The 21,353-nt window shown below is 49.0% G+C and carries 19 protein-coding genes and 2 tRNA genes; 19 read left to right on the top strand and 2 right to left on the bottom strand.

Features of this window, described 5'->3' with window-relative positions; all coding sequences use genetic code 11:
* Nucleotides 1-103: 103 nt before the first annotated feature.
* Complete coding sequence (locus A1sIA56_RS04740; RefSeq protein WP_190276990.1) at nucleotides 104-748, bottom strand: hypothetical protein; 645 nt, start codon at nucleotides 746-748, stop codon at nucleotides 104-106.
* A gap of 245 nt (nucleotides 749-993) precedes the next feature.
* On the opposite strand from A1sIA56_RS04740, the gene A1sIA56_RS07000 reads away from it, so the two are divergent.
* The gene (locus A1sIA56_RS07000) at nucleotides 994-2,034 is read left to right on the top strand and encodes a collagen-like domain-containing protein (RefSeq protein WP_095673786.1); all 1,041 of its coding nucleotides are present in this window, start codon (nucleotides 994-996) and stop codon (nucleotides 2,032-2,034) included.
* Between the two features lie 5 nt (nucleotides 2,035-2,039).
* Here the strand turns inward: A1sIA56_RS07000 and A1sIA56_RS04730 are convergent.
* Nucleotides 2,040-2,113, bottom strand: a tRNA-Gly gene (locus A1sIA56_RS04730).
* Between the two features lie 74 nt (nucleotides 2,114-2,187).
* On the opposite strand from A1sIA56_RS04730, the gene A1sIA56_RS04725 reads away from it, so the two are divergent.
* The 18 genes from A1sIA56_RS04725 to rpmA all read left to right on the top strand — a co-directional run bounded on the left by A1sIA56_RS04725 (nucleotide 2,188) and on the right by rpmA (nucleotide 21,274).
* Nucleotides 2,188-2,263, top strand: a tRNA-Pro gene (locus A1sIA56_RS04725).
* A gap of 67 nt (nucleotides 2,264-2,330) precedes the next feature.
* Entirely contained in the window at nucleotides 2,331-3,647 is a 1,317-nt protein-coding gene (gene tig, locus A1sIA56_RS04720; RefSeq protein WP_190276989.1) for a trigger factor, read from the top strand.
* A gap of 175 nt (nucleotides 3,648-3,822) precedes the next feature.
* Entirely contained in the window at nucleotides 3,823-4,389 is a 567-nt protein-coding gene (locus A1sIA56_RS04715; protein WP_095674187.1) for an ATP-dependent Clp protease proteolytic subunit, read from the top strand.
* The gene (locus tag A1sIA56_RS04710) at nucleotides 4,389-5,015 is read left to right on the top strand and encodes an ATP-dependent Clp protease proteolytic subunit (protein WP_095673784.1); all 627 of its coding nucleotides are present in this window, start codon (nucleotides 4,389-4,391) and stop codon (nucleotides 5,013-5,015) included. Before A1sIA56_RS04715 ends, A1sIA56_RS04710 begins: the two co-directional genes overlap by 1 nt.
* 29 nt (nucleotides 5,016-5,044) lie before the next feature.
* Nucleotides 5,045-6,301: an MFS transporter gene (locus A1sIA56_RS04705; RefSeq protein WP_095673783.1), complete on the top strand. Its 1,257-nt coding sequence runs from the start codon at nucleotides 5,045-5,047 to the stop codon at nucleotides 6,299-6,301.
* 62 nt (nucleotides 6,302-6,363) lie between these two features.
* Nucleotides 6,364-7,662 carry an ATP-dependent Clp protease ATP-binding subunit ClpX gene (gene clpX, locus A1sIA56_RS04700; RefSeq protein ID WP_095673782.1) on the top strand — a complete coding sequence of 433 codons (1,299 nt, stop codon included), beginning with the start codon at nucleotides 6,364-6,366 and terminating at the stop codon, nucleotides 7,660-7,662.
* Between the two features lie 37 nt (nucleotides 7,663-7,699).
* A complete protein-coding gene (locus tag A1sIA56_RS04695) occupies nucleotides 7,700-10,279 on the top strand; it encodes a valine--tRNA ligase (RefSeq protein ID WP_095673781.1) in 2,580 nt (859 codons plus the stop codon).
* On the top strand, nucleotides 10,280-11,638 hold the full coding sequence (locus tag A1sIA56_RS04690; RefSeq protein WP_095673780.1) for a bifunctional folylpolyglutamate synthase/dihydrofolate synthase: 1,359 nt from the start codon (nucleotides 10,280-10,282) through the stop codon (nucleotides 11,636-11,638).
* On the top strand, nucleotides 11,638-11,973 hold the full coding sequence (locus A1sIA56_RS04685; protein ID WP_095673779.1) for a DUF4233 domain-containing protein: 336 nt from the start codon (nucleotides 11,638-11,640) through the stop codon (nucleotides 11,971-11,973). Before A1sIA56_RS04690 ends, A1sIA56_RS04685 begins: the two co-directional genes overlap by 1 nt.
* A gap of 12 nt (nucleotides 11,974-11,985) precedes the next feature.
* Nucleotides 11,986-12,408: a nucleoside-diphosphate kinase gene (ndk, locus tag A1sIA56_RS04680; RefSeq protein WP_095673778.1), complete on the top strand. Its 423-nt coding sequence runs from the start codon at nucleotides 11,986-11,988 to the stop codon at nucleotides 12,406-12,408.
* Complete coding sequence (locus tag A1sIA56_RS04675) at nucleotides 12,409-13,440, top strand: rod shape-determining protein (protein WP_095531195.1); 1,032 nt, start codon at nucleotides 12,409-12,411, stop codon at nucleotides 13,438-13,440. It begins immediately after the preceding gene.
* A 10-nt stretch (nucleotides 13,441-13,450) separates the two neighbouring features.
* Entirely contained in the window at nucleotides 13,451-14,383 is a 933-nt protein-coding gene (gene mreC, locus A1sIA56_RS04670) for a rod shape-determining protein MreC (protein ID WP_095673777.1), read from the top strand.
* A gap of 2 nt (nucleotides 14,384-14,385) precedes the next feature.
* Nucleotides 14,386-14,907 carry a rod shape-determining protein MreD gene (gene mreD, locus A1sIA56_RS04665; protein ID WP_095673776.1) on the top strand — a complete coding sequence of 174 codons (522 nt, stop codon included), beginning with the start codon at nucleotides 14,386-14,388 and terminating at the stop codon, nucleotides 14,905-14,907.
* On the top strand, nucleotides 14,904-17,066 hold the full coding sequence (gene mrdA / locus A1sIA56_RS04660; RefSeq protein ID WP_095673775.1) for a penicillin-binding protein 2: 2,163 nt from the start codon (nucleotides 14,904-14,906) through the stop codon (nucleotides 17,064-17,066). The genes mreD and mrdA overlap by 4 nt, the downstream gene beginning before the upstream one ends.
* On the top strand, nucleotides 17,063-18,223 hold the full coding sequence (gene rodA / locus A1sIA56_RS04655; protein ID WP_095673774.1) for a rod shape-determining protein RodA: 1,161 nt from the start codon (nucleotides 17,063-17,065) through the stop codon (nucleotides 18,221-18,223). Before mrdA ends, rodA begins: the two co-directional genes overlap by 4 nt.
* Before the next feature lie 193 nt (nucleotides 18,224-18,416).
* Nucleotides 18,417-20,564, top strand: a complete 2,148-nt coding sequence (locus A1sIA56_RS04650; protein ID WP_095673773.1) for an Rne/Rng family ribonuclease — start codon at nucleotides 18,417-18,419, stop codon at nucleotides 20,562-20,564.
* Between the two features lie 115 nt (nucleotides 20,565-20,679).
* A complete protein-coding gene (gene rplU / locus A1sIA56_RS04645; RefSeq protein WP_095531201.1) occupies nucleotides 20,680-20,994 on the top strand; it encodes a 50S ribosomal protein L21 in 315 nt (104 codons plus the stop codon).
* A gap of 25 nt (nucleotides 20,995-21,019) precedes the next feature.
* A complete protein-coding gene (rpmA, locus tag A1sIA56_RS04640; RefSeq protein WP_017954955.1) occupies nucleotides 21,020-21,274 on the top strand; it encodes a 50S ribosomal protein L27 in 255 nt (84 codons plus the stop codon).
* The last annotated feature ends 79 nt before the right edge of the window (nucleotides 21,275-21,353 follow it).

Raw genomic sequence — 21,353 nt, 5'->3', positions numbered from 1 at the left:
TAAGCACGCTATCTGCGGGCAAGGAAAAACCCGCCACGCTTTCACGTGACGGGCTTTTCTACCCTCGGAGTTACTACATGTCGAATCTATTTATTGCTGTTGATTACGCAGTTGGGGTTGCTGGAAGTATGAGTGGTGCTGTTCCCAGTGCGCCACCCATTGGTCCGCCGTGTCCACGTCCACCCTTGCCACCTTTACCGCCACCCATAGGACGTGTTGAGTTAACCTCTTCGGTGACATGTGCAGTCAGCGTTGACTTCATTGCTGTTGCCTGCGCTGCTGTGAGCTTTCCAGCAGTTACTGCTGCATCGATGCGCTTTGTTTCATCAGCAACAAGTGCTGCGATAAGTGCATCTTTCTTTGCTCCTGCGATTGCTGCAAGAGTTTCTCCAGCCTTGAGACGTGTCTGAATTGTTGCTGAATCAATTCCGATTGTTGTCGCAATGAGTGCAAGACGTGCTGCATGATCTGCACTTGTTGGCTTTGCAGGTCGAGCAGCTTCGGCTGCTGCCTTCGCTGCATTTGCTGCTGCCGTAATTGCATCAGCTTGTGCCTGAGTGATTGTTCCCTTTGCAACGAGTGCTGTAAGAGTTGCTGCGAGATCAACTCCACGAGGTCCCTTCACTGCAGTAGTCGATGACACTCGAGTTGTCGTTGACTTTGAGGCTGCTGATGAGATTCCAACAGTTCCTGCTGTTAGTGCAAAGGTCGTAATAACGATCGTTGCTATCTTCTTCTTTGTTGACATCTGCATGTCTCCTGTCCCGTACTTTGTGTCGACACCCTCGTATCGACTTGTGAGTAATTAACCCCTCAATGCTCAAAAAGATATCCCGTTTACCTGTGAGAGCCTTGCGAGTTTTAACCCCCAATCTGTGGGGTGCTTACGCGTGAGCACTACAGATTCCTGAGAGAAAACTGGGGGATTTTCCGATTTCCTGACTTAAGACCCAACTTCACACTGGTTACACACCAAGGACCCGGAGGTCACCAGTGAAGTTAAATCGATTCGCAGCCATATTTGTTCTTGCGTTTTTTGCCACATCATTACATTCGCTACCCGCAACTGCTGCAGGGCGAAGTGCATCTTCAATTCCAAACACAATTTTGAATGGCAAGGGTGCGCCAACTAGCAAGGTTGGCATCAATGGCGATTTCTATATTGATACTCGCAGTCTGTTGCTTTACGGACCTAAAGTCAGTGGTAAGTGGCCACTTCCTTCTAATCTGCAAGGGCCAACAGGAGCTGCAGGCGTCAGCGGAAGCGATGGAAAAAATGGAAGTGATGGCAAGAATGGTTCTGATGGAAAGACAATTACTAATGCATCAACAACAACTGCAACATCAGGACCTGCAGGACCACAAGGAGAAAAGGGCGCGACTGGTGCAACCGGTCCCGCGGGACCTTCAGGAGCTGCAGGTGCAACCGGCCCACAAGGACCAGCGGGTGCATCGGGATCAGGTACAGGAACACCTGGACCGCAAGGTGCAACAGGTGCACAAGGAGCAACGGGTGCAACAGGACCTGCTGGTCCAACTGGCTCTACCGGTGCAACGGGAAGTGCAGGAGCAACGGGCGCAACAGGATCTGCTGGTGCGACAGGTGCAACTGGTTCCGCAGGCCCTGCGGGAGTCTCTGAAGTAAGTGTTGTCTCAATTGCAAACTTCACAGTTTCCACAGGCACACTTTATGGATCAGCAATCTCTGCAGATTTCGGAACACTTGCCGCAAATTCTTCGTACTGGTTTGAAATTTATGTTTCTGCAACAAGTGCTTCTGCGTTTGAATTTGGAGCAAATTTACTTACTACCGGAGTCACTCCAAGCTTCAAAGTTCTTGGTAATAATTTCAAGAAAATTGGTGACTCAAGTTGGACCAATAACTATGGTTTCTTAATTATTGGGACTCTGCAGACGGCATCAAATGCTCAGACTTTTTCAATAAGGATTATCGACAGAACAGGGGATACGGGCGGAAGTCCTATGGTCTTCAGCGGAACCGCATATATAGCCAAGGTCGGCAGTATTAATTAAAGATATGGAGCGGGTGACCGGGATCGAACCGGCATGGCCAGCTTGGAAGGCTGGGGCTCTACCATTGAGCTACACCCGCGAGTGGTGCGGAGGCTGAGCGTACAGGGTGTGTAAGCGAGAGTAAAAAATTCGTCTAGACTTCCGCATGCGCCTCGGGGCGTAGCGTAGTGGCTAGCGCGCCTGCTTTGGGAGCAGGAGATCGGGAGTTCGAATCTCCCCGCCCCGACCAGAATTTCTTCAAAGCTCTAAAGCCAAAATTTTGGAGCTATCTCAATGCACATAACAAGGAGCACTTCGTGAAGAGCACTCTCGAGACACTTTCCCCAACTCGCGTTCGTTTAGATGTGAATGTTCCTTATGCAGAGATGGGTCAATATGTTGATGCTGCATATAAGCGTGTAGCTGCAACAGTAAACATTCCAGGATTCCGTAAGGGCAAAGTTCCTAACTCAATGATCGATCAGCGCGTCGGTCGCCAAGCTGTAATCGATGAAGCAATCAGCTCTGCGATTCAAGATTTCTATGTAGCTGCAGCTCGCGAGAACGATGTTCTTGTTGTGGGTCGCCCAACTGTTGATGCAATTGATTTCGTAGATAACGAGAAGCTTGATTTCTCTGTCGAAGTAAATGTTCGCCCAGATGTCACACTTCCTGATTTCTCAAAGATCACAATCACTGTAGATAACGTTGAAGTATCTGATGCCGATATCGATGAGCAGATTGACGAACTCCGCGCTCGCTTCGGAACGCTTCACACAGTCGAGCGCGCAGCTAAGACAGGCGACTTTGTTACTGTCGATCTCACAGCACGTATTGATGGCGCTGAAGTAGATGGCGGCAAGGCAAATGACATTTCATACGAAGTTGGCTCAAATAAGATGATCGATAACCTCGATGAGGCACTTGTCGATATGAGCGCAGGAGATACAAAGGTATTTACAACTCAGCTCGTCGGCCAGAAGGATGACGAAAAGGGCGATGTAGAAATCAAGCTAAAGGTTGTTAAGGAGCGCGAACTCCCAGCACTCGATGATTCATTTGCAAAGCTTGCATCTGAGTTCGACACTGTTGCAGAACTCCGTGCTGATTTCACAGAGCGTCTAAGCCGCGTTAAGAAGATGGAGCAAGGCGCACAAGCTCGCGACCTTCTCGTTGAAAAGCTTCTTGCAGATCTCGATATTCCAGTCCCTGATGACATCGTCCTCGACGAAGTTAACGAGCACCTTGAAGGTGAAGGACGAATGGAAGATGCAGAACACCGCGCTGAAGTAGATGGCCAGGTTCGTGCATCAATCAAATCTGATTTCCTCTTCGACTCAATCGTGAAGGCTGAAGATGTTCAGGTAAACGAAATCGAATTAACTGAATACCTCATCCGCATGTCACAGCGCTACGGAATGGGTCCAGAGCAGTTTGCACAAGAACTTCAGAAGGCAGGACAGATCAGCCAGGTAGTTGCTGAAGTAACTCGCGCTAAGGCTCTTGCATCAGTTCTTGCTCGCATCTCTGTTGTCGATAAATCAGGCAACAAGGTCGAACTCGAAGCTCTTCGCCCAGCCGAACCTGCAGAGGTCAAGGCTGCAGACGAAGCAGTTGCTTCAGACGCTGAATAATCTTTAGCCGTAAGCGAACATCCGGCCTTTTCGAGGCAATCTGACCAATTTGGGAAGCATTTTGCTGCCGCCATTGTTAAGGTCAATACTAGCAAAACGATCGGAAGGATGACACGTGGATTTCAATAACCCACAGGACAACACAACCGTTGCCCGCTCAGCTGGTTCAGAACTCATGGGACTAGGTGATCAGATTTATAGCCGTTTGCTCCGCGAACGCATCATCTTTCTTGCAGGCGAAGTACGCGATGAAATGGCAAACGCTATTTGTGCGCAGATGCTTCTTCTAGCTGCCGAAGATCCTGAAAAAGATATCTACCTTTACATCAACTCACCTGGTGGCTCAGTCACTGCAGGTATGGCGATCTACGACACCATGCATTACATCAAGAACGATGTTGCAACTGTTGCAATGGGAATGGCTGCATCAATGGGTCAGTTCTTGCTCACAGCTGGTGCTCCAGGAAAGCGTTACGCAACTCCACATGCACGCATCTTGATGCACCAACCTCTTGGTGGCATCGGCGGTACAGCAACTGATATTCGTATCCAGGCAGAACAGATGGCAATCACAAAGCAAACAATGTCTGAACTCAATGCCAAGCACACTGGTCAGCCACTTGAAAAAATCATTGCAGATTCTGATCGCGACAACTGGTTCAACGCCAAGGATGCTCTCGATTACGGATTCATCGATCACATTGCAACAAACGAGGCAAGCATTGCGGGAGGTAAGAAGTAATGAAGCACATTCAGGAAATTACAAACCGCTACGTTCTTCCAACAATCGAAGAGAAGACCGCATACGGCTACAAGCGCCTCGATCCTTATACAAAGCTATTTGAAGAGCGCATCATCTTCTTGGGTCAACCAATCGATGACACCGTTGCAAACGATGTCATGGCACAGCTCTTGACTCTCGAATCAATGGATCCAGATCGCGATATCTCGATCTACATCAACTCACCTGGTGGATCATTTACAGCGCTCACTGCTATTTATGACACCATGCAGTTTGTTCGCCCAGACATCACCACAATCTGTCTCGGACAGGCAGCATCAGCCGCTGCGATCATCCTTGCGGGTGGCACAAAGGGCAAGCGTTACGGACTCGAACATTCAAGAATCCTTATCCACCAGCCATCTTCTGAAGGCGGCGGACAGGCATCTGATATCGAAATCCAGGCGCGCGAGATCATGCGTATGCGTGGATTGCTCGAAACGATGCTTGCAAAGCACTCTAATAAATCTGTTCAAGAGATTGAAAAAGATATCGAGCGCGACAAGATTCTTACCGCTGCTGAAGCAGTCGAGTACGGAATTATCGATAAGGTAATGGCTTCACGAAAGGCCAAGCCTGTCGCGTAAATAATTACTAAAGGAGCGTCGGTCTAGAAATGTTGAAGAAATATTTCGAGCCCGGCGCTCTTTTATCTTTCCCGGCATATCGGGCGCTACTCATCTCCGGAATTCTTACAGTTATTGCGATGTCAGCATTTCCTGTGGCACTGGCAGTTACCGTCCTTGATGCAGGTGGAAGTGCAACAACTCTTGGCTTAATCCTCGCGGTGCGCGTTCTCTCAGGAGTACTGATGTCTCCTATTGGGGGAGTCTGGGTTGATCGCTTGCCTCGAAAGACAATCCTGATTGTCTCCGATGGCTTTCGAGCAGTCATTGGAAGCATCGTCGTCTTTATTGATCCAGAGAACATTTCAATGTGGATCCTCGGTGCCATCGTTGTCTTAATGGGAATAAGTGATGCATTCGGTGGTCCTGCATCTGGTGCGATTATGCCAAGCATCTTGCCCGATCATTTATTGCCAGCAGGAAATGTTGTTAAGGGAATTGCATTTAAAGGTTCAACTATTGCGGGTCCTGGCGTTGCAGGAATCATCGTTGTTTCTCTCGGAACGCATGCAACATATGTCGCGACCTCAATCTTCTTCTTGGTTGGCGCAGCTCTTCTATTTCGTATCAATGAAGGCGCGAAAGTAGCTTCAGAGAATCCACAGACGACTTTTGTTGAAGAGATTCGCGAGGGCCTAAGCGTTGTCTGGTACTACAAGTGGATTGCTGCCATGATCCTTATGGCTTCGATTCAATTGATGATGGTTATCGGTGTTGAGAATGTTCTCCTTCCTGTCATTACAAAGCGAGATTTTGGAACCGCATCTGTTTATGCAACATCGGCGGCGTTATTTAGCGCAGGCGGTGCAATCTCTGCTGTCATTTGTATTAAATCTAAGGTGAAGAATCCCGGTCTTGTCTCTGTTGTCGTCTGGGGGCTTTTCGTTCTGGCACCACTTGTCCTGGCATTTCCAAATTCCAGAACGATCATCTTTATTGCATATTTCATCGCCGGATTCTCTGTCGGTCCTTGGGAAGCATTCTGGGCAACACAAGTTCAACGCGAAGTGCCTCCTGAATATCAAGGGCGCGTTTTTGCAATTGATTACATGGGTTCACTTGGGCTGATGCCTCTTGGAATGGCACTTGCCGGTCCGATGGTCAATCTCTTCGGTGAGAGCGAACTCCTTATCGGCGTCGCGGTCTTCCACTTATTTATCTGCGCAGTAGTTCTCTTGGTACCCGGAGTTAAAGAGATGAAGTCAACGCGTCCGCCGTACTCTCCACGCAATCCAATTTCTTCTTAGGGCGAACAAAGTTGAGCCTGATTCAGGCCTCATAAAGCAGGCTCGAAAACTATTCTTTACCTATGTCCACACGTATCGGCGAAGCAAACGACCTCCTCAAATGTTCTTTCTGCGGAAAGACTCAGAAGCAGGTTAAGAAACTGATTGCCGGACCTGGCGTCTATATCTGCGACGAATGCATCGAACTCTGTAACGAGATCATCGTTGAAGAACTCTCTGAAGCAACTTCACTCGGATTAAGCGAACTTCCAAAGCCACAAGCAATCTTCGAATTCCTCGATCAATACGTCATCGGTCAAGACCGTGCAAAGAAGTCACTTTCTGTCGCCGTCTACAACCACTACAAGCGCGTTCAATCTGGCGACTCACGTAACGAAGACGGAATCGAATTAGCAAAGTCAAACATTCTTCTCTTGGGTCCAACTGGTTGCGGTAAGACACTGATGGCTCAAACTCTTGCCCGTATGCTCAACGTTCCTTTTGCTATTGCAGACGCAACAGCGCTCACCGAAGCTGGTTACGTCGGAGAAGATGTTGAAAACATTCTTCTCAAGCTTTTACAGGCAGCAGATTACGATGTTAAGAAAGCTGAAACAGGAATCATCTACATCGATGAAATCGATAAGGTTGCACGCAAATCTGAGAACCCATCAATTACTCGCGATGTTTCAGGTGAAGGCGTTCAGCAAGCCCTTCTTAAGATTCTTGAAGGAACAGTTGCATCCGTTCCACCACAGGGCGGACGTAAGCACCCACATCAAGAATTTATTCAGATTGATACAACCAATGTTCTCTTTATTGTCGGTGGCGCATTCGCTGGTCTCGATAAAATCATTGAAGCTCGCAGTGGTTCACAAGGCGTAGGTTTTGGTGCAGAACTTCAGACTGCAGAAGATAAGAACCGTCGCGATATCTTCGCTGACGTGATGCCAGAAGATCTATTGAAGTTTGGAATGATTCCAGAATTCATTGGTCGTCTTCCAGTATTAACAAGCGTTGAAAATCTTGATAAGCCTGCACTCATGCAGATCCTTACCGAACCAAAGAACGCTCTCGTAAAGCAGTATCAGAAGCTCTTTGATCTCGATGATGTACAGCTTGAATTCACAGCAGATGCACTCGATGCAATTGCAGATCTTGCGCTCAATCGCGGAACCGGTGCACGTGGTCTACGTGCCATCATGGAGTCAGCACTTCTTGGCGTTATGTATGACGTCCCAAGCCGTACCGATATTGCAAAGGTCGTCATCGAAAAGGAGTGCATCGAATCCAATGCAGCTCCAACTTTGGTGCCTCGCACAGGTGATATTCCAAAGCGCGCATCACGTCGCGACAAGTCTTCTGAGGAGAAAAGCGCCTAGTTAGTTCGCGCCTTCTTGTTCAGTTAGACTCCGCACCATGTCCTCCGAAAAGCGCGAACTCGCGTCGTCATTTGTTCCTGGCGATATCGAAGGCCCTCTGTACTCCAAATGGCTAGATGCTGGTTACTTCACCGCAGATGCAAATTCATCTAAAGAACCATTCACGATTGTTATTCCGCCTCCCAACGTAACCGGAAACCTTCACATCGGTCACGCCCTCGATCAGACTTTGCAAGATTGCCTAACTCGCATGAAGCGCATGCAAGGTTTCGAAGCTCTCTGGCTTCCCGGAATGGACCACGCAGGTATCGCAACTCAGAATGTTGTTGAAAAACAATTAGCGGCAAAAGGTCTTTCACGTCACGACTTAGGTCGCGAAGATTTCGTGAAGAAAGTCTGGGAATGGAAAGCGGAATCTGGCGGACAAATCCTGGGACAGATGAAGCGTCTTGGAGATTCTGTCGACTGGTCTCGTGAAGCATTCACGATGGATGAAAATCTTTCGCAAGCAGTCCTTACTATCTTTAAGAAACTCTTTGATCAGGGTCTTATCTATCGCGCAGAGCGCATCATCAACTGGTGCCCACGTTGCCTTACAGCACTCTCTGATATTGAAGTAGAGCACCAAGATGATGCCGGCGAATTCGTTTCAGTCCGTTACGGCGAAGGCGAACAGAGCATCGTGGTTGCTACAACTCGTGCCGAAACAATGATGGGCGATGGCGCAGTTGCTGTTCACCCAGATGATCCTCGCTACAAGCACATGATCGGCACCGAAGTTCTCTTGCCTCTTGTTAACCGCATGATTCCAATCATCGCCGATGAACTTGTTGACCCAGATTTCGGAACTGGCGCCGTAAAGGTCACAGCAGCTCACGACCCTAATGACTTTGAAATGGCTATGCGCCATAACGTTCCTTTTGTTGTCATCATGAACGAGCACGGCATCATGGATGGCACAGGCACAGAATTCGATGGCATGGATCGCTTCGAGGCTCGCACCGCAGTGGTTGCAAAACTAAAAGAGATGGGTCGCGTAGTTGCTGAAAAGCGTCCATACATTCACGCTGTTGGGCATTGCTCGCGTTGCGATACAACTGTCGAACCACGACTTTCAAAGCAGTGGTTCGTCAAAGTTGCACCACTTGCAAAGGCAGCAGGAGATGCTGTCCGCGATGGTCGCGTAAAGATTGAACCAGCGGAACTTTCACCACGTTACTTCGAGTGGGTCGACAACATGCATGACTGGTGTATTTCACGTCAGTTGTGGTGGGGTCACCGCATTCCTGTTTGGTATGGACCTAACGATGAAGTCATCGTGGTTGGCCCTAGAGAAACTGCACCAGCTGGATACACACAAGATCCCGATGTTCTCGATACCTGGTTCTCATCCGCTCTCTGGCCGTTCTCAACACTGGGTTGGCCTAACAACACAGCAGATGTAAAGAAGTTCTATCCAACAAGCGTTCTTGTAACCGGTTATGACATCTTGTTCTTCTGGGTAGCGCGCATGATGCTCTTCGGTCTCTTTGCAATGGATGGCGTTCCACCATTCCACACCATCGTTCTGCACGGACTTGTACGCGATCAATTCGGTAAGAAGATGTCGAAGTCTCGCGGCAACGTTGTAGACCCACTTGAATTTATCGATAAGTACGGCGCTGATGCGCTTCGCTTTACTTTGGCTCGCGGTTCAAACCCAGGCAAGGATCAGGCGCTGGCTGAAGATTGGATTGCCGGTTCTCGTAACTTTGCAACCAAGCTCTGGAACGCAACTCGTTTTGCAATGATGAACGGTGCAACAATCGATGGACCGCTGCCTGCAACTGAATCACTTTCAGATATTGATAAGTGGGTACTTTCTCGCCTTGCTGAAACAACGGCGGAATACACATCGCTGATTGAGAATTATGAATTTGCTCGCGCTTGCGAATCTATCTACCACTTTGCTTGGGACGATCTCTGCGACTGGTACCTCGAACTTTCTAAGGAAGCATTTGCTTCAGGAAATGCAGCAGCATCACAGCGCGTCTTGGGCCATGTTCTCGACACCCTCTTCCGCTTGCTCCACCCAGTGATGCCATTTATTACTGAAACTATGTGGACCACGTTGACTGGGGGAGAAACCCTTGTCACCGCTGCCTGGCCAGTCGCTGATCCATCTCACATCAATAAGAAGTCAGAAGCACTTGTTGGTGAACTCCAGAAGATCATTACCGAAGTTCGTCGCTTCCGTAACGATCAAGGCGTAAAGCCATCACAGAAGATTCCTGGCCGCATCATCGCCCCTGCTGATGTAACTGCATATTCAGGTGCGATGGCATTCTTGCTCAAGCTCGAACTTACAGAATTCACACCAAGTGCATCTGTTGAAATCGGATCCATGAAGGTTGAACTCGATCTATCAGGCACTGTCGATGTTGTTGCAGAACGTGCTCGTCTTGAAAAAGATCTTGCTACAGCGCAGAAGGATATGAAGACTGCTGAAGTGAAATTGAGCAACGAAGGCTTTATGGCAAAGGCTCCTGCAAACGTTGTTGCAGAAATCAAAGAGCGCATGGCTGCAACATCTGCAGATATCGAGCGCATCACCGCACAACTTGCAGCGTTAAAGTAAATGACACATATTTCACCTGAAGATCAGGCACGCATTGATGCCATCGAAGAGGCGCTACTCGCGCGCTGGCCAGAAACGCGTATCGAACCAACTCTCGAGCGCATTGCAGCTCTCGTTGATATTTTGGGTTCACCACAACTTACTTACCCAACAATTCATATCGGTGGAACAAACGGTAAGACCACGACATCACGCATGATTGATTCATTGCTCTTTGAGATGGGTCTTCGAACTGGTCGCTTTACTAGCCCCCATCTTGAAAGCTATCTCGAACGAATTGCAATTAATACTCAACCAATTGATGCCAAAGCGCTTATCTTCTCTTTCAACGATATTTCGGCATACCTCGATTTGATGGATACCAAGTTTGAACATCCAATCTCGTTCTTCGAAACAATCACCGCACTTGCATTTGCCGCCTTTGCTGAACACCCAATCGATGTTGGCGTAATCGAAGTTGGTATGGGCGGGCTGTGGGATGCCACAAACGTTGTTGATGCTGATGTTTCAGTGATCATGCCTATCGGCCTAGATCACACTGAATATCTTGGCGAAACTCTTACTGAAATTGCCCAGACCAAGGCTGGAATCATCAAAGAAGGCGGCTTTGTAATTCTTGCACAGCAAGAGCCTGAGTGCGCTGTCGAACTTCTCAAGCAAGCAGCACTTGTTGGCGCCGATGTTGCGCGCGAAGGTATTGAATACTCAGTTATCTCACGTTCGATAGCAGTAGGCGGTCAGCTACTCACAATTCAAGGCGCTAAAGATGTGTACACAGATATTTTCATTCCACTTCACGGAAAGCACCAGGCATCTAATGCAGCCGCAGCTTTAGTGGCAGTTGAAGCGTTCTTCGGTGATCAAGAACTTGATATCGAAGCAGTTCGTGCCGGCTTTGCAAATGTCACGTCACCCGGTCGCTGCGAAGTTGTGCATCGCGACCCAACAATAATTCTGGATGCAGCCCATAACCCACATGGCGCATCAGCACTCGCTGATACGATTCAAAGCGAATTCACCTTCGATGATGTGATTGGAATCTTTGCTCCCATGGGGGATAAGGATGTCCGCGGAATTTTGCTTGAACTTGAACAGGTCATGGATTCGATTATCGTCACGGCTAACTCTTCACCACGCGCCATGAAGGTCAACGAGCTCGAACTCATTGCCGCTGAAATTTTTGGAATCGACCGAGTCTTCTCTGCTGATTCACTTACCGAGGCAATCGATAAGGCAATCAAGGATTCAATCCGCCCATTGAGCGAAGACACTATTGGAATTCTGATAACTGGTTCTGTAGTGACAGCTGGCGAGGCTCGCACTATTCTTCGTAAGAAATTCGCAAAGGAAGAGAAGTAATGCGCATTCTTGGGTCTGCAGTTCTCGTAATGGAATTCTTTGTCATGGGTTTTGCGATGTTGCTTGCAAAAGATAACCACGAACCTTCAACAATTATCGCTGGGGCGATTATCGCAATCTTGATGCTTCTCACCCCAGGACTTCTCAAGAAGCGCACAGGTTGGATTCTCGGTTCTATCTTGCAATTTCTGATGATTGGCTATGCCGTTGTCGTGCCTTCTATGGCCATTGTGGGGCTGCTTTTCGGGGGACTCTGGATTGCAGCCATCGTGGTCGGGCGCAGGGGTGAGGCCATCCGCGCCGAACTCATGGCTTCGCGCACTCCCAACCCCTAATAGACTGCTCCCGTGAGCATAGAAAAGACACTCGTCCTAGTTAAGCCAGATGGCGTTGCACGTGGTTTGGTCGGCGAAGTCATCGCTCGTATCGAAGCTAAGGGTTACAAGATCGTTTCGCTTCGTATGTTGCAAGCAGATCGCGCGTTACTAGAAAAGCATTACGCAGAACACCAGGGCAAGCCATTCTTCGAACCACTTGTTGAGTTCATGATGTCAGGTCCAATCGTTGCTCTCGTCGCTGAAGGCAATCGCGTCATCGAAGGCTTCCGTTCACTCGCAGGAGTAACAGATCCAACTGTTGCTGCTCCCGGAACTATCCGCGGAGACCTTGCTCGCGATCAAGGAACAAAAGTTGTACAAAATATTGTTCACGGTTCAGATTCACCAGAATCTGCAGCTCGTGAAATTGCTATCTTCTTCGAGGGGAAATAAATGTCTAACAGAATGTCATTCATCGGCCGCGATATGGCGGTTGACCTAGGTACCGCTAACACTCTTGTCTATGTGCGCGGTCGTGGCATTGTTCTTAACGAGCCATCAGTAGTTGCTGTTAACCAAGATACCGGCGGCATCCTTGCTGTTGGTCTTGAAGCGAAGAAGATGATCGGCCGCACCCCTGGCAACATTGTTGCAATCCGTCCACTTAAGGATGGCGTTATCGCAGACTTCGATACAACTGAGCGCATGCTCCGTTACTTCATTCAGAAAGTTCACCGTCGTAGCTACTTGGCTAAGCCACGTATTGTCGTTTGTGTCCCTTCAGGTATCACTGGCGTCGAACAGCGTGCTGTAAAAGATGCTGGTTACGCAGCTGGCGCACGTAAGGTTTACATCATTGAAGAACCGATGGCAGCTGCTATCGGTGCAGGTCTTCCAATCCACGAACCAACAGGAAACATGGTTGTTGATATTGGTGGCGGAACTACAGAAGTTGCAGTTATTTCACTCGGTGGAATCGTTACTGCGCTCTCAATCCGTATTGGTGGAGATGAGCTCGATCAGTCGATTATTAACTGGACTAAGCGCGAATACTCACTTCTTTTGGGTGAGCGCACAGCTGAAGAAATCAAGATGGCTATTGGTTCTGCTTACCCACTACAGGGCGAGAACGATGCAGAAATTCGCGGTCGCGATCTAGCAACAGGTCTTCCAAAGACAATCGTTGTGACAGCTGCTGAAATCCGTAAGGCTCTTGAAGAACCTGTAAACCAGATTGTTAACGCAGTAAAGGCAACTCTCGATAAGTGCCCACCCGAACTTTCATCAGATCTTATGGATCGTGGAATCGTTCTTACAGGTGGAGGCGCACTTCTTAAGGGTCTTGATGAGCGTCTTCGTAAAGAGACAGGTATGCCAATCCACATTGCAGACCGCCCACTCGATGCAGTTGTCGAAGGTTCAGGTAAGTGCATTGAAGAGTTCGAAGCCCTTGAAAAGGTTTTGATCTCCGAGCCTCGTCGATAGGTAACCCCAAGTGCGCTACGGCGGCGACAACCGCGGTCGCTTACTCATCATCGTTTTAATTGTTACTTCGCTCTTCATGATTACTCTTGATCTGCGCGGTGTACAAGTCATCGATGGATTGCGCACAGGAACTCAGACAGCCCTCACACCAGTTCAAAAAGTTGGTTCATGGGCCGTCACGCCATTTCGAAACTTCTTCTCTGACGTCACCCACTTGGGTCGCACACGCAATCAGATTGAGAAGTTGAAGAGTGAGAACGACAAGCTTCGCTTAGCACTACTTAATCGCAAGATTGCTGATGCTCAACTCAAGCAGCTCAAGGGCGTTCTGAATCTGGCCGGAACTGCAGGTTACAAAGTCGTTAACGCTCGAGTAATTTCTCAAGGTTCAAGTACTTCATTTACTCAGACAATCACCATCGATGCAGGAACTTCTTCAGGCATTCATACCAACATGACCGTGCTCTCTGGTTATGGTCTCGTTGGCGTAGTGAAGTATGCATATACAGATAGCGCTCTTGTGCAGTTGGCATCTGACCCAGCATTCCGAATTGGTGCGCGCATCGCCGGAAGCCAGCAGATTGGGATTTTGAGCGGCCAGGGAACCCGAAAAGGCGTTCTACAACTTCTTGATAACACCACCCAGGTTCGTAAAGGTGATGTGCTTCTTGCTCGTGGAAGTCAGAATGGAAGACCATTCGTACCAGGTGCACCTATCGGCGAAGTTACTTCCGTTGATAACTCACCAGGTGCTGTCACACAAACTGCCGATGTGAAGTTCTATGCAAACTTTTCAACTCTCGGAGTCGTAGCCGTTGTTGTTTCAGGAATGTCTGTTGATCCTCGTGATTCCTTGGTTCCACCTAAGCCGCGACCAACACCGATTCCGACCGTCACTGTCTACGCGACTCCGGGCGAACCTCAGCCAACTCCAACGAGCTAACCATGTCGCTACGTAGATTCTTTATCTCAGCTCCCGTTTTCCTATTTATCTATTTGGCCCAAGAAGCGTTCGTTACACAGCTAAGACTTCCTGCAGGTGGATTCAACTTACTCCTTATCGTCGCTCTCATCTGGGCAGCGCTGAGCACCCCTGAAATTGGAGCGCTCACCGGATTTGGTGCGGGCATCATGATGGATTTATCTCAAAGCGCACCAGGGCCGCTTGGGCATTGGACACTTGTTTTGATTATCGCTTGCTATGCAATCGCATTCCTTGGTTACGGTGACGACAATATTCGTGGCAACCCCATCAATATCGTTCTCTTGACGACAATTGGTGTTGTTGCAGCGCAAGCAGTCTTCTTGCTTTTGGGACTGATGCTTGGCCAAGAAATCGGAAGTATCCAGCATGTCTTATATCTTCTTGCCGGATCAGCCTTTTGGACAGCAATTATTTCTCCTCTAATTCTTAAAGTGATTTCTTACATTCACGCCTTAATCTTCGGATTGCGTTCGCAGCTATGAATCAACGTTCTCGACTCAACCTTCTCGTTATCCAAATCTTTATCGCATCTCTGATGTTCGCTCTCTTCGGCCGTCTCTTCTATCTTCAAGTAGCCGCAGGTCCTAAATATCGCGATGCAGCGCTCAGCATTCAAAGCCGCGATGTTGTGACGCCGGCAAACCGTGGATTTATCGTTGATTCTTCAGGTGTCCCGATGGCCCTCAATAAAGTGGGGCTCGCCGTCACAGTAGACCGTACCAAAATTGATAAGTTGCCAGATAAGGGCGTTGCGGTAGTTCAAGATCTTGTTAATTTGCTCGGCTTAAATTTCGATGATGTCTGGCAACGTACGCGTCTATGCGGTGAACTTCCTAAAGGCAAGAAAGCGGGATGTTGGACAGGTTCACGCTTCCAACCGATTCCAATTACAAAGACTGCAGATCCGCAACTTGCTCTGCGCATTGTTGAGCGATCTGATCGCTACCCAGGAATTTCTGCGACACCTCTTGCCATCAGGAGTTACCCAACAACGCTCGGCCTTAATGGGGGACACGTTCTTGGGTATGTCGGTCCATTAACTGAAGCAGACCTAGCGGGCGCAAATGGACGTTCTTACTTTAGATCTGAATCAATTGGTAAGGCTGGACTTGAAACTGTCTATGACGAATATCTGCGTGGTGTTCCGGGCATCAAAACTTTTATCGTTGATCGCAAAGAAGCAGTAACTACGACTAGTAAGAACACTAAGCCAACTGCTGGAAACCATCTTGTTACTAGCCTTGATATACGTCTTCAGGCAGCAGCTGAAGCGGCACTTGCAGGTGCAGTAAAACGTGCACGAGGATCTGGATTCCGCGCCGATGGTGGAGCTGCCGTTGTTCTCGATGTTCGCAATGGCCAGGTGTTGGCACTTGCTTCATATCCAACCTTTGATCCCAACGCATTTGAAAAAGGATTGAGCGTTCAAGAGGCGAATGATCTTTATAGCGAATCAAACGGGGTGCCAGCACTTAATCGCGCTCTTCAAGGTTTGTATGCACCAGCATCAACGTTTAAATCTGTTTCAATTATTGCTGCCAAAGATGCGGGATATGACCTCAACGCTTCCTATGCCTGCCCATCTGAAGTACAGGTCGGTACTCGCGCATTCCAGAACTTTGAAAGCAAGGCGCAAGGAACGCTCTCTATGAAGAAGGCGCTGGCTGTTTCTTGCGACACGATTTGGTATCGCATTGCCTACGACGAGTGGCTTCGTGATGGTGGATTGAAGCCAAAATCAAACCCCAATGACTACTTCTTTAAGGCAGCGGCAAAGTTCAAGGTAGGCGAGAAAACTGGAGTGGACCTGCCATCAGAATCTGCTGGTCGCCTTGCAGATCGCGAGTGGCGCAAGGATTGGTATAGCCAGAATAAAGATTTCTATTGCAACTACAAAACCCGAGCTACCAAAGCGCAACAGACGCCATTCTTGTTACAGCTAGCTCGTGAGAACTGCATTGATGGCGACAAGATCCGTGCCGGTGACGCTGTTAACTTCTCAATCGGGCAGGGAGATACTGTCGTTACTCCGATTAAATTGGCACAGATGTATGCAGCGATTGCAAATGGTGGAACTATCTGGAAGCCAACTATTGCGAAGGCAATTGTGAAGACAGATGGAACTGTTCTTCGAACATTTAAGCCTGAAAAACTTGGCGACCTTGGTGTTGACCAAGAGACTCTTGTATTCCTTCGAGATGCACTTCGTGAAGTAACGATTTCTGGAACAGCAGCCGGAGCATTTTCAGGATTCCCTGTGGCAACTGCGGGAAAGACTGGAACTGCACAAGTCTTCGGTCGAAATGCAAATGGCAGCGCAAAGGCAGACACCTCTTGGTATGCATCATTCGCGCCCGCGAAGAATCCACGTTACGCCGTTGTCATGATGGTGAGCCAGGGCGGATACGGATCAGGAACATCTGGTGTCGGTGTGCGTCAGATTTATGAAACAATCTTTGGCGCACAAGGTTCAACAGTGAAACCTGAATTGGCACTCTTTCCCGCAGGAAAGCCACCGACAAAACTTCCGCGAATTTCACCTGCGACTAAACCAAAGCCATCTATTCTCAATCCAGGAAAACCAAAGGCTGTTGCATCTGCAACTCCCGCTGCTAAGGTGAAGGTGAAGGCGAAGCGATGAGTACATTCCTTAATCGCAATCCTTACCGCAGATCTCGTCGCGCATCAGTAACAGCAGGGTTTGACCCAGTTCTAACAGGCGCAGTTGCTCTCCTTCTGGTCATCGGAACATTGCTGGTGTATGCAGCAACTCGCGAGTGGTATTCGGCAAACGGCCTTGATCCTCAGTATTACCTCAAGCGCCATGTCATCAATATTGTGATTGGCCTTGCCCTTGCGTGGGGGACAACGATTATTGATTACAGACTTCTACGTGCGTACACCCCATTCATCTGGGTTGCTGGCGTCTTTGGACTGATCTTGGTTCTGATTCCTGGCGTTGGTAGTGAAATCAATGGTGCTAAGGCGTGGATCCCACTTCCTGGTGGTTTCCAGATTCAGCCTGCTGAAATTGCAAAGATCTCCATCATCATCGGTATTTCTATGTTGTTATCTGAACGCACGCACAACAGCGATGAACCAACCAATCAAGATGTACTCAAGGCACTTGGCGTTGCGGCGATCCCAATTCTTCTGATTCTTGCCCAGCCCGATATGGGAACTGTATTTATCATCAGCGCATCCGTTGTCACCATTCTCGCTGTTTCTGGTGCACCTACTCGATGGGTAGTCGGCTTAGTTCTCCTTGCACTCATTGGCGGCTTCGTTGCAACGAAAGCTGGAATCATCAGCGATTATCAGGTGAAGCGTCTGCAATCTTTCGTTGATCCTAATGCAGATTCACAAGGTGCCGGATATCAACTGCGCCAAGCACGTATCACTGTCGGATCTGGCGGACTTATTGGAACGGGACTTTTTAACGGTCCGCAAACAAATGGTCGTTTCGTTCCTGAACAACAGACTGACTTTATTTTTACTGTGGCTGGCGAAGAACTTGGATTTATCGGAAGCGGATTCATCATCTTCCTTCTTTTCCTTGTCTTGATGCGCGCATTTGGAATTGCCCGAAGAGCGACGGACCCCTACGGGACCTTGGTATGTACGGGTGTAATTGCATGGTTTGCTTTTCAGATCTTTGAAAATATTGGAATGACTCTGGGGCTGATGCCGATGACGGGCGTTCCGCTTCCATTCCTTTCTTACGGCGGATCGAGCATGTTTGCCAACCTCATTGGCTTTGGCCTTTTGCAGAACGTCCACGCAAGCCAGCGCAGCTAAATCACGCTCAAAATAGGTTTTCCTCAGCCTTATCTGCCATAATTACCCCAACAGTTCAGCGCGGCCAGCGATCCTTATCGCGCCTGCGGCGGACTACAACAAAGGTTTTGTTCGTAAATGAATTTCATCTGCGGACCACGAGAATGCGTAGCTCCAGAACAATCTGGAAATACGCGCTAAAGGATTTGGTGCCATGGCTATTGAGCCAAAATCACCGCGTAAGCGCGCGGTTAAGAAATCAAGTAAGAAATCACTGAGCGCAGGAACTACACCTGAGCCAACAGAAGCGACTGCAGAAGTTACCGAGGCCGCTCCAAAGCGAGTCAAGAAAGCCGCTGCAATTCCAGTTCCAATTTTCCAAGCAGCACCTACTGAGGCTGCGCCTAAGCGTGCAAAGAAAGCAGCAAAGGCCGAGAAGCCAGCAAAAGCTGAAGAGAAGGAAGAAGTTTCAGCACCAGCGGGGGATACAGAAGATTCTGAAAGCCGTGGAAACCGTAACCGCCGTCGCCGTCGTGGTGGACGCGGTCGCCGTAAGCCAAATGGCGAGGGTGTAGATACCCAAGAAGATTCCGATAACGAATCAGAAGATTCTTCTGAAGATTCAACTGAGAGCGCTGACGGCACCACACACCGCCGTCGCCGTCGCCGTCGCGCAACTGGCGAAGGCGTTACACCAGGTGAAACCATCGATGAAGATGGCGTTGTCACAGTTGTTAAGGTCCGCGAAGTCCGTGAAAAGACTGAGCGCCCATCACGTGATCGCTCAGAACGTGGAACTCGTAACCGCCGTGATCGCGACCGCGATCGTGGCCGTAGCGATTCTCGCGAATACCGCGAGCCATACCGCCGTCGTGGAACCATCATTACTGATGGAGAATTCTTAGCTCGTCGCGAAAACGTTGATCGCGAAATGGTCGTCCGCCAAGTTGGAGACCGTATTCAGATTGCAGTTATCGAAGATAACGTGATGGTTGAGCACTATGTAAACCGTAACGCCAACGTTTCATACGTTGGAAACGTTTATCTAGGTCGCGTTCAGAACGTTCTTCCTTCGATGGAAGCTGCATTCGTTGATATCGGCAAGGGCCGTAACGCTGTTTTGTACGCTGGTGAAGTTAACTGGGATGCAGCAGGTATTTCAGAATCTGAACCACGCAAGATTGAAATGGTTTTAAAGACTGGTCAGCCTGTTCTCGTTCAAGTTACTAAGGATCCAATTGGCCAAAAGGGTGCACGCCTGACAAGCCAGATTTCACTTCCAGGACGTTACGTTGTTTATGTTCCTGGTGGCGGAATGAGCGGTATCTCTAAGCGACTTCCTGAATCAGAGCGCTCACGCCTTAAGGCAATCTTGAAGACACTTATTCCAGAAGATGCGGGCGTCATTGTTCGTACTGCAGCTGAAGGTGTATCTGAAGCTGAGTTGACTGCCGATGTCGAGCGCCTGAAAGCGCAATGGGAAGATATCTATCAGAAGTCAGTTAATCCAAACTTCCATGCACCAGCTCTTCTGCTCTCAGAGCCAGATCTTGCTGTGCGCGTTATCCGCGATATTTTCAATGAAGATTTCCGCAAGCTCATCATTCAAGGTAACGAAGCATGGGATGAAATCAGTTCATACCTTGGTTCGATTGCACCTGAACTTGTTTCCAAGATTGAAAAGTATTCAGGTAGCGGTGACTTGTTCGCTGATTACCGCGTTGAAGAACAACTCGCTAAGGCATTTGATCGCAAGGTTTATCTACCTTCAGGTGGTTCACTTGTTATCGACCGCACCGAAGCAATGGTTGTTATCGACGTTAACACCGGTAAGTTCATCGGTAAGGGTGGAAACCTCGAAGAGACTGTTACCAAGAACAACCTTGAAGCGGCAGAAGAAATTGCACGCCAACTTCGCCTTCGCGACTTAGGTGGAATCGTTGTTATCGACTTCATCGATATGGTCCTTGAATCAAACCGTGATGCCGTTCTTCGTCGCTTGGTTGAATGCCTTGGTCGCGATCGCACCAAGCACCAGGTTGCTGAAGTAACATCACTCGGACTTGTTCAGATGACACGTAAGCGCGTCGGACAGGGCCTCATCGAAGCATTCTCAACAACATGTGATTCATGTAATGGGCGCGGAATTCATATCCATATGGATCCAGTGAAGATGAAGGCACCAATGCCTCAGGTAAATTCACAGAGCGCACATCACCCAGATGTTGATGAAGAGACAGCAACTGACCACGAATTCCATGAAACCTTGAACGAAGAGGCCCCAGAAGAGGCCGAAGCGGTCACAACACCCAAGGGAAAGCGCCGCCGCAGGGCCGCTAGCTCAGGGGTCATTACCGCCTAAGACCAGGGCCAATTTGACCCTGAGGGTACGAAATCCGTACTCTTAGCGTCTGCTCGAGCACGCCTCACGCGTGAATTGAGCTTGATGACTAATACGAAGAACTGAGGCAATGAGCATGTACGCAATCGTTAAAGCTGGCGGACGCCAGGAGAAGGTAACTGTTGGCGAGATCATCACCGTCGATCGCATCGACGCTGCTGCAGGCGCATCAGTTTCATTCCCCGCTCTCCTCGTAGTTGATGGCGCAAACGTCACAACTGATGTTGCTGCACTCTCAGCAGTGAAGGTAACTGGCGAAGTTATCGACGCAGTCAAGGGTCCAAAGATCGACATCCTTCGTTACAAGAACAAGACAGGCCATCGCCGTCGTCAAGGTTTCCGTGCACAGCACACACGAGTAAAGATCACCGCAATCAGCGGTGCTAAGTAAGCGAACCGGTTAAGGGAGCAAATAAATGGCAAGTAAGAAGGGTGTTTCCTCAACACGTAACGGTCGCGATTCAAACCCACAGTACCTCGGTATTAAGCGTTTCGGTGGCCAAGAAGTTAACGCAGGTGAAATTCTCGTACGTCAGCGTGGAACACACTTCCACCCAGGCAAGAACGTTGGACGCGGTAAGGATGACACTCTCTTCGCTCTCGCAGCAGGAGCAGTTGAATTCGGTCGCGCTCGCGGTCGCCGCGTAGTGAACGTAGTTCCTGCAGTTTAATTTAGGTTTCTCTTAAAGGAGCGGGCCGCATTTATCGCGGTCCGCTTTTTTATTTCAGCAAGCAACTATCAGAAATAGC

This window comes from Candidatus Planktophila sulfonica, from assembly GCF_002288065.1.
GTDB classification, from domain to species: domain Bacteria; phylum Actinomycetota; class Actinomycetes; order Nanopelagicales; family Nanopelagicaceae; genus Planktophila; species Planktophila sulfonica.
This window is presented reverse-complemented; position numbering and strand designations above follow the sequence as displayed.

Coding starts and splice junctions, on each gene's coding strand:
- A1sIA56_RS04695 (WP_095673781.1), top strand. CDS start 7,700: ATGTCCTCCGAAAAGCGCGAACTCGCGTCGTCATTTGTTCCTGGCGAT.
- A1sIA56_RS04710 (WP_095673784.1), top strand. CDS start 4,389: ATGAAGCACATTCAGGAAATTACAAACCGCTACGTTCTTCCAACAATC.
- A1sIA56_RS04740 (WP_190276990.1), bottom strand. CDS start 748: ATGTCAACAAAGAAGAAGATAGCAACGATCGTTATTACGACCTTTGCA.
- rpmA (WP_017954955.1), top strand. CDS start 21,020: ATGGCAAGTAAGAAGGGTGTTTCCTCAACACGTAACGGTCGCGATTCA.
- mrdA (WP_095673775.1), top strand. CDS start 14,904: ATGAATCAACGTTCTCGACTCAACCTTCTCGTTATCCAAATCTTTATC.
- clpX (WP_095673782.1), top strand. CDS start 6,364: ATGTCCACACGTATCGGCGAAGCAAACGACCTCCTCAAATGTTCTTTC.
- rodA (WP_095673774.1), top strand. CDS start 17,063: ATGAGTACATTCCTTAATCGCAATCCTTACCGCAGATCTCGTCGCGCA.
- A1sIA56_RS04715 (WP_095674187.1), top strand. CDS start 3,823: ATGGGACTAGGTGATCAGATTTATAGCCGTTTGCTCCGCGAACGCATC.
- rplU (WP_095531201.1), top strand. CDS start 20,680: ATGTACGCAATCGTTAAAGCTGGCGGACGCCAGGAGAAGGTAACTGTT.
- A1sIA56_RS04650 (WP_095673773.1), top strand. CDS start 18,417: ATGGCTATTGAGCCAAAATCACCGCGTAAGCGCGCGGTTAAGAAATCA.
- mreD (WP_095673776.1), top strand. CDS start 14,386: ATGTCGCTACGTAGATTCTTTATCTCAGCTCCCGTTTTCCTATTTATC.
- A1sIA56_RS04705 (WP_095673783.1), top strand. CDS start 5,045: ATGTTGAAGAAATATTTCGAGCCCGGCGCTCTTTTATCTTTCCCGGCA.
- A1sIA56_RS04690 (WP_095673780.1), top strand. CDS start 10,280: ATGACACATATTTCACCTGAAGATCAGGCACGCATTGATGCCATCGAA.
- A1sIA56_RS04675 (WP_095531195.1), top strand. CDS start 12,409: ATGTCTAACAGAATGTCATTCATCGGCCGCGATATGGCGGTTGACCTA.
- A1sIA56_RS04685 (WP_095673779.1), top strand. CDS start 11,638: ATGCGCATTCTTGGGTCTGCAGTTCTCGTAATGGAATTCTTTGTCATG.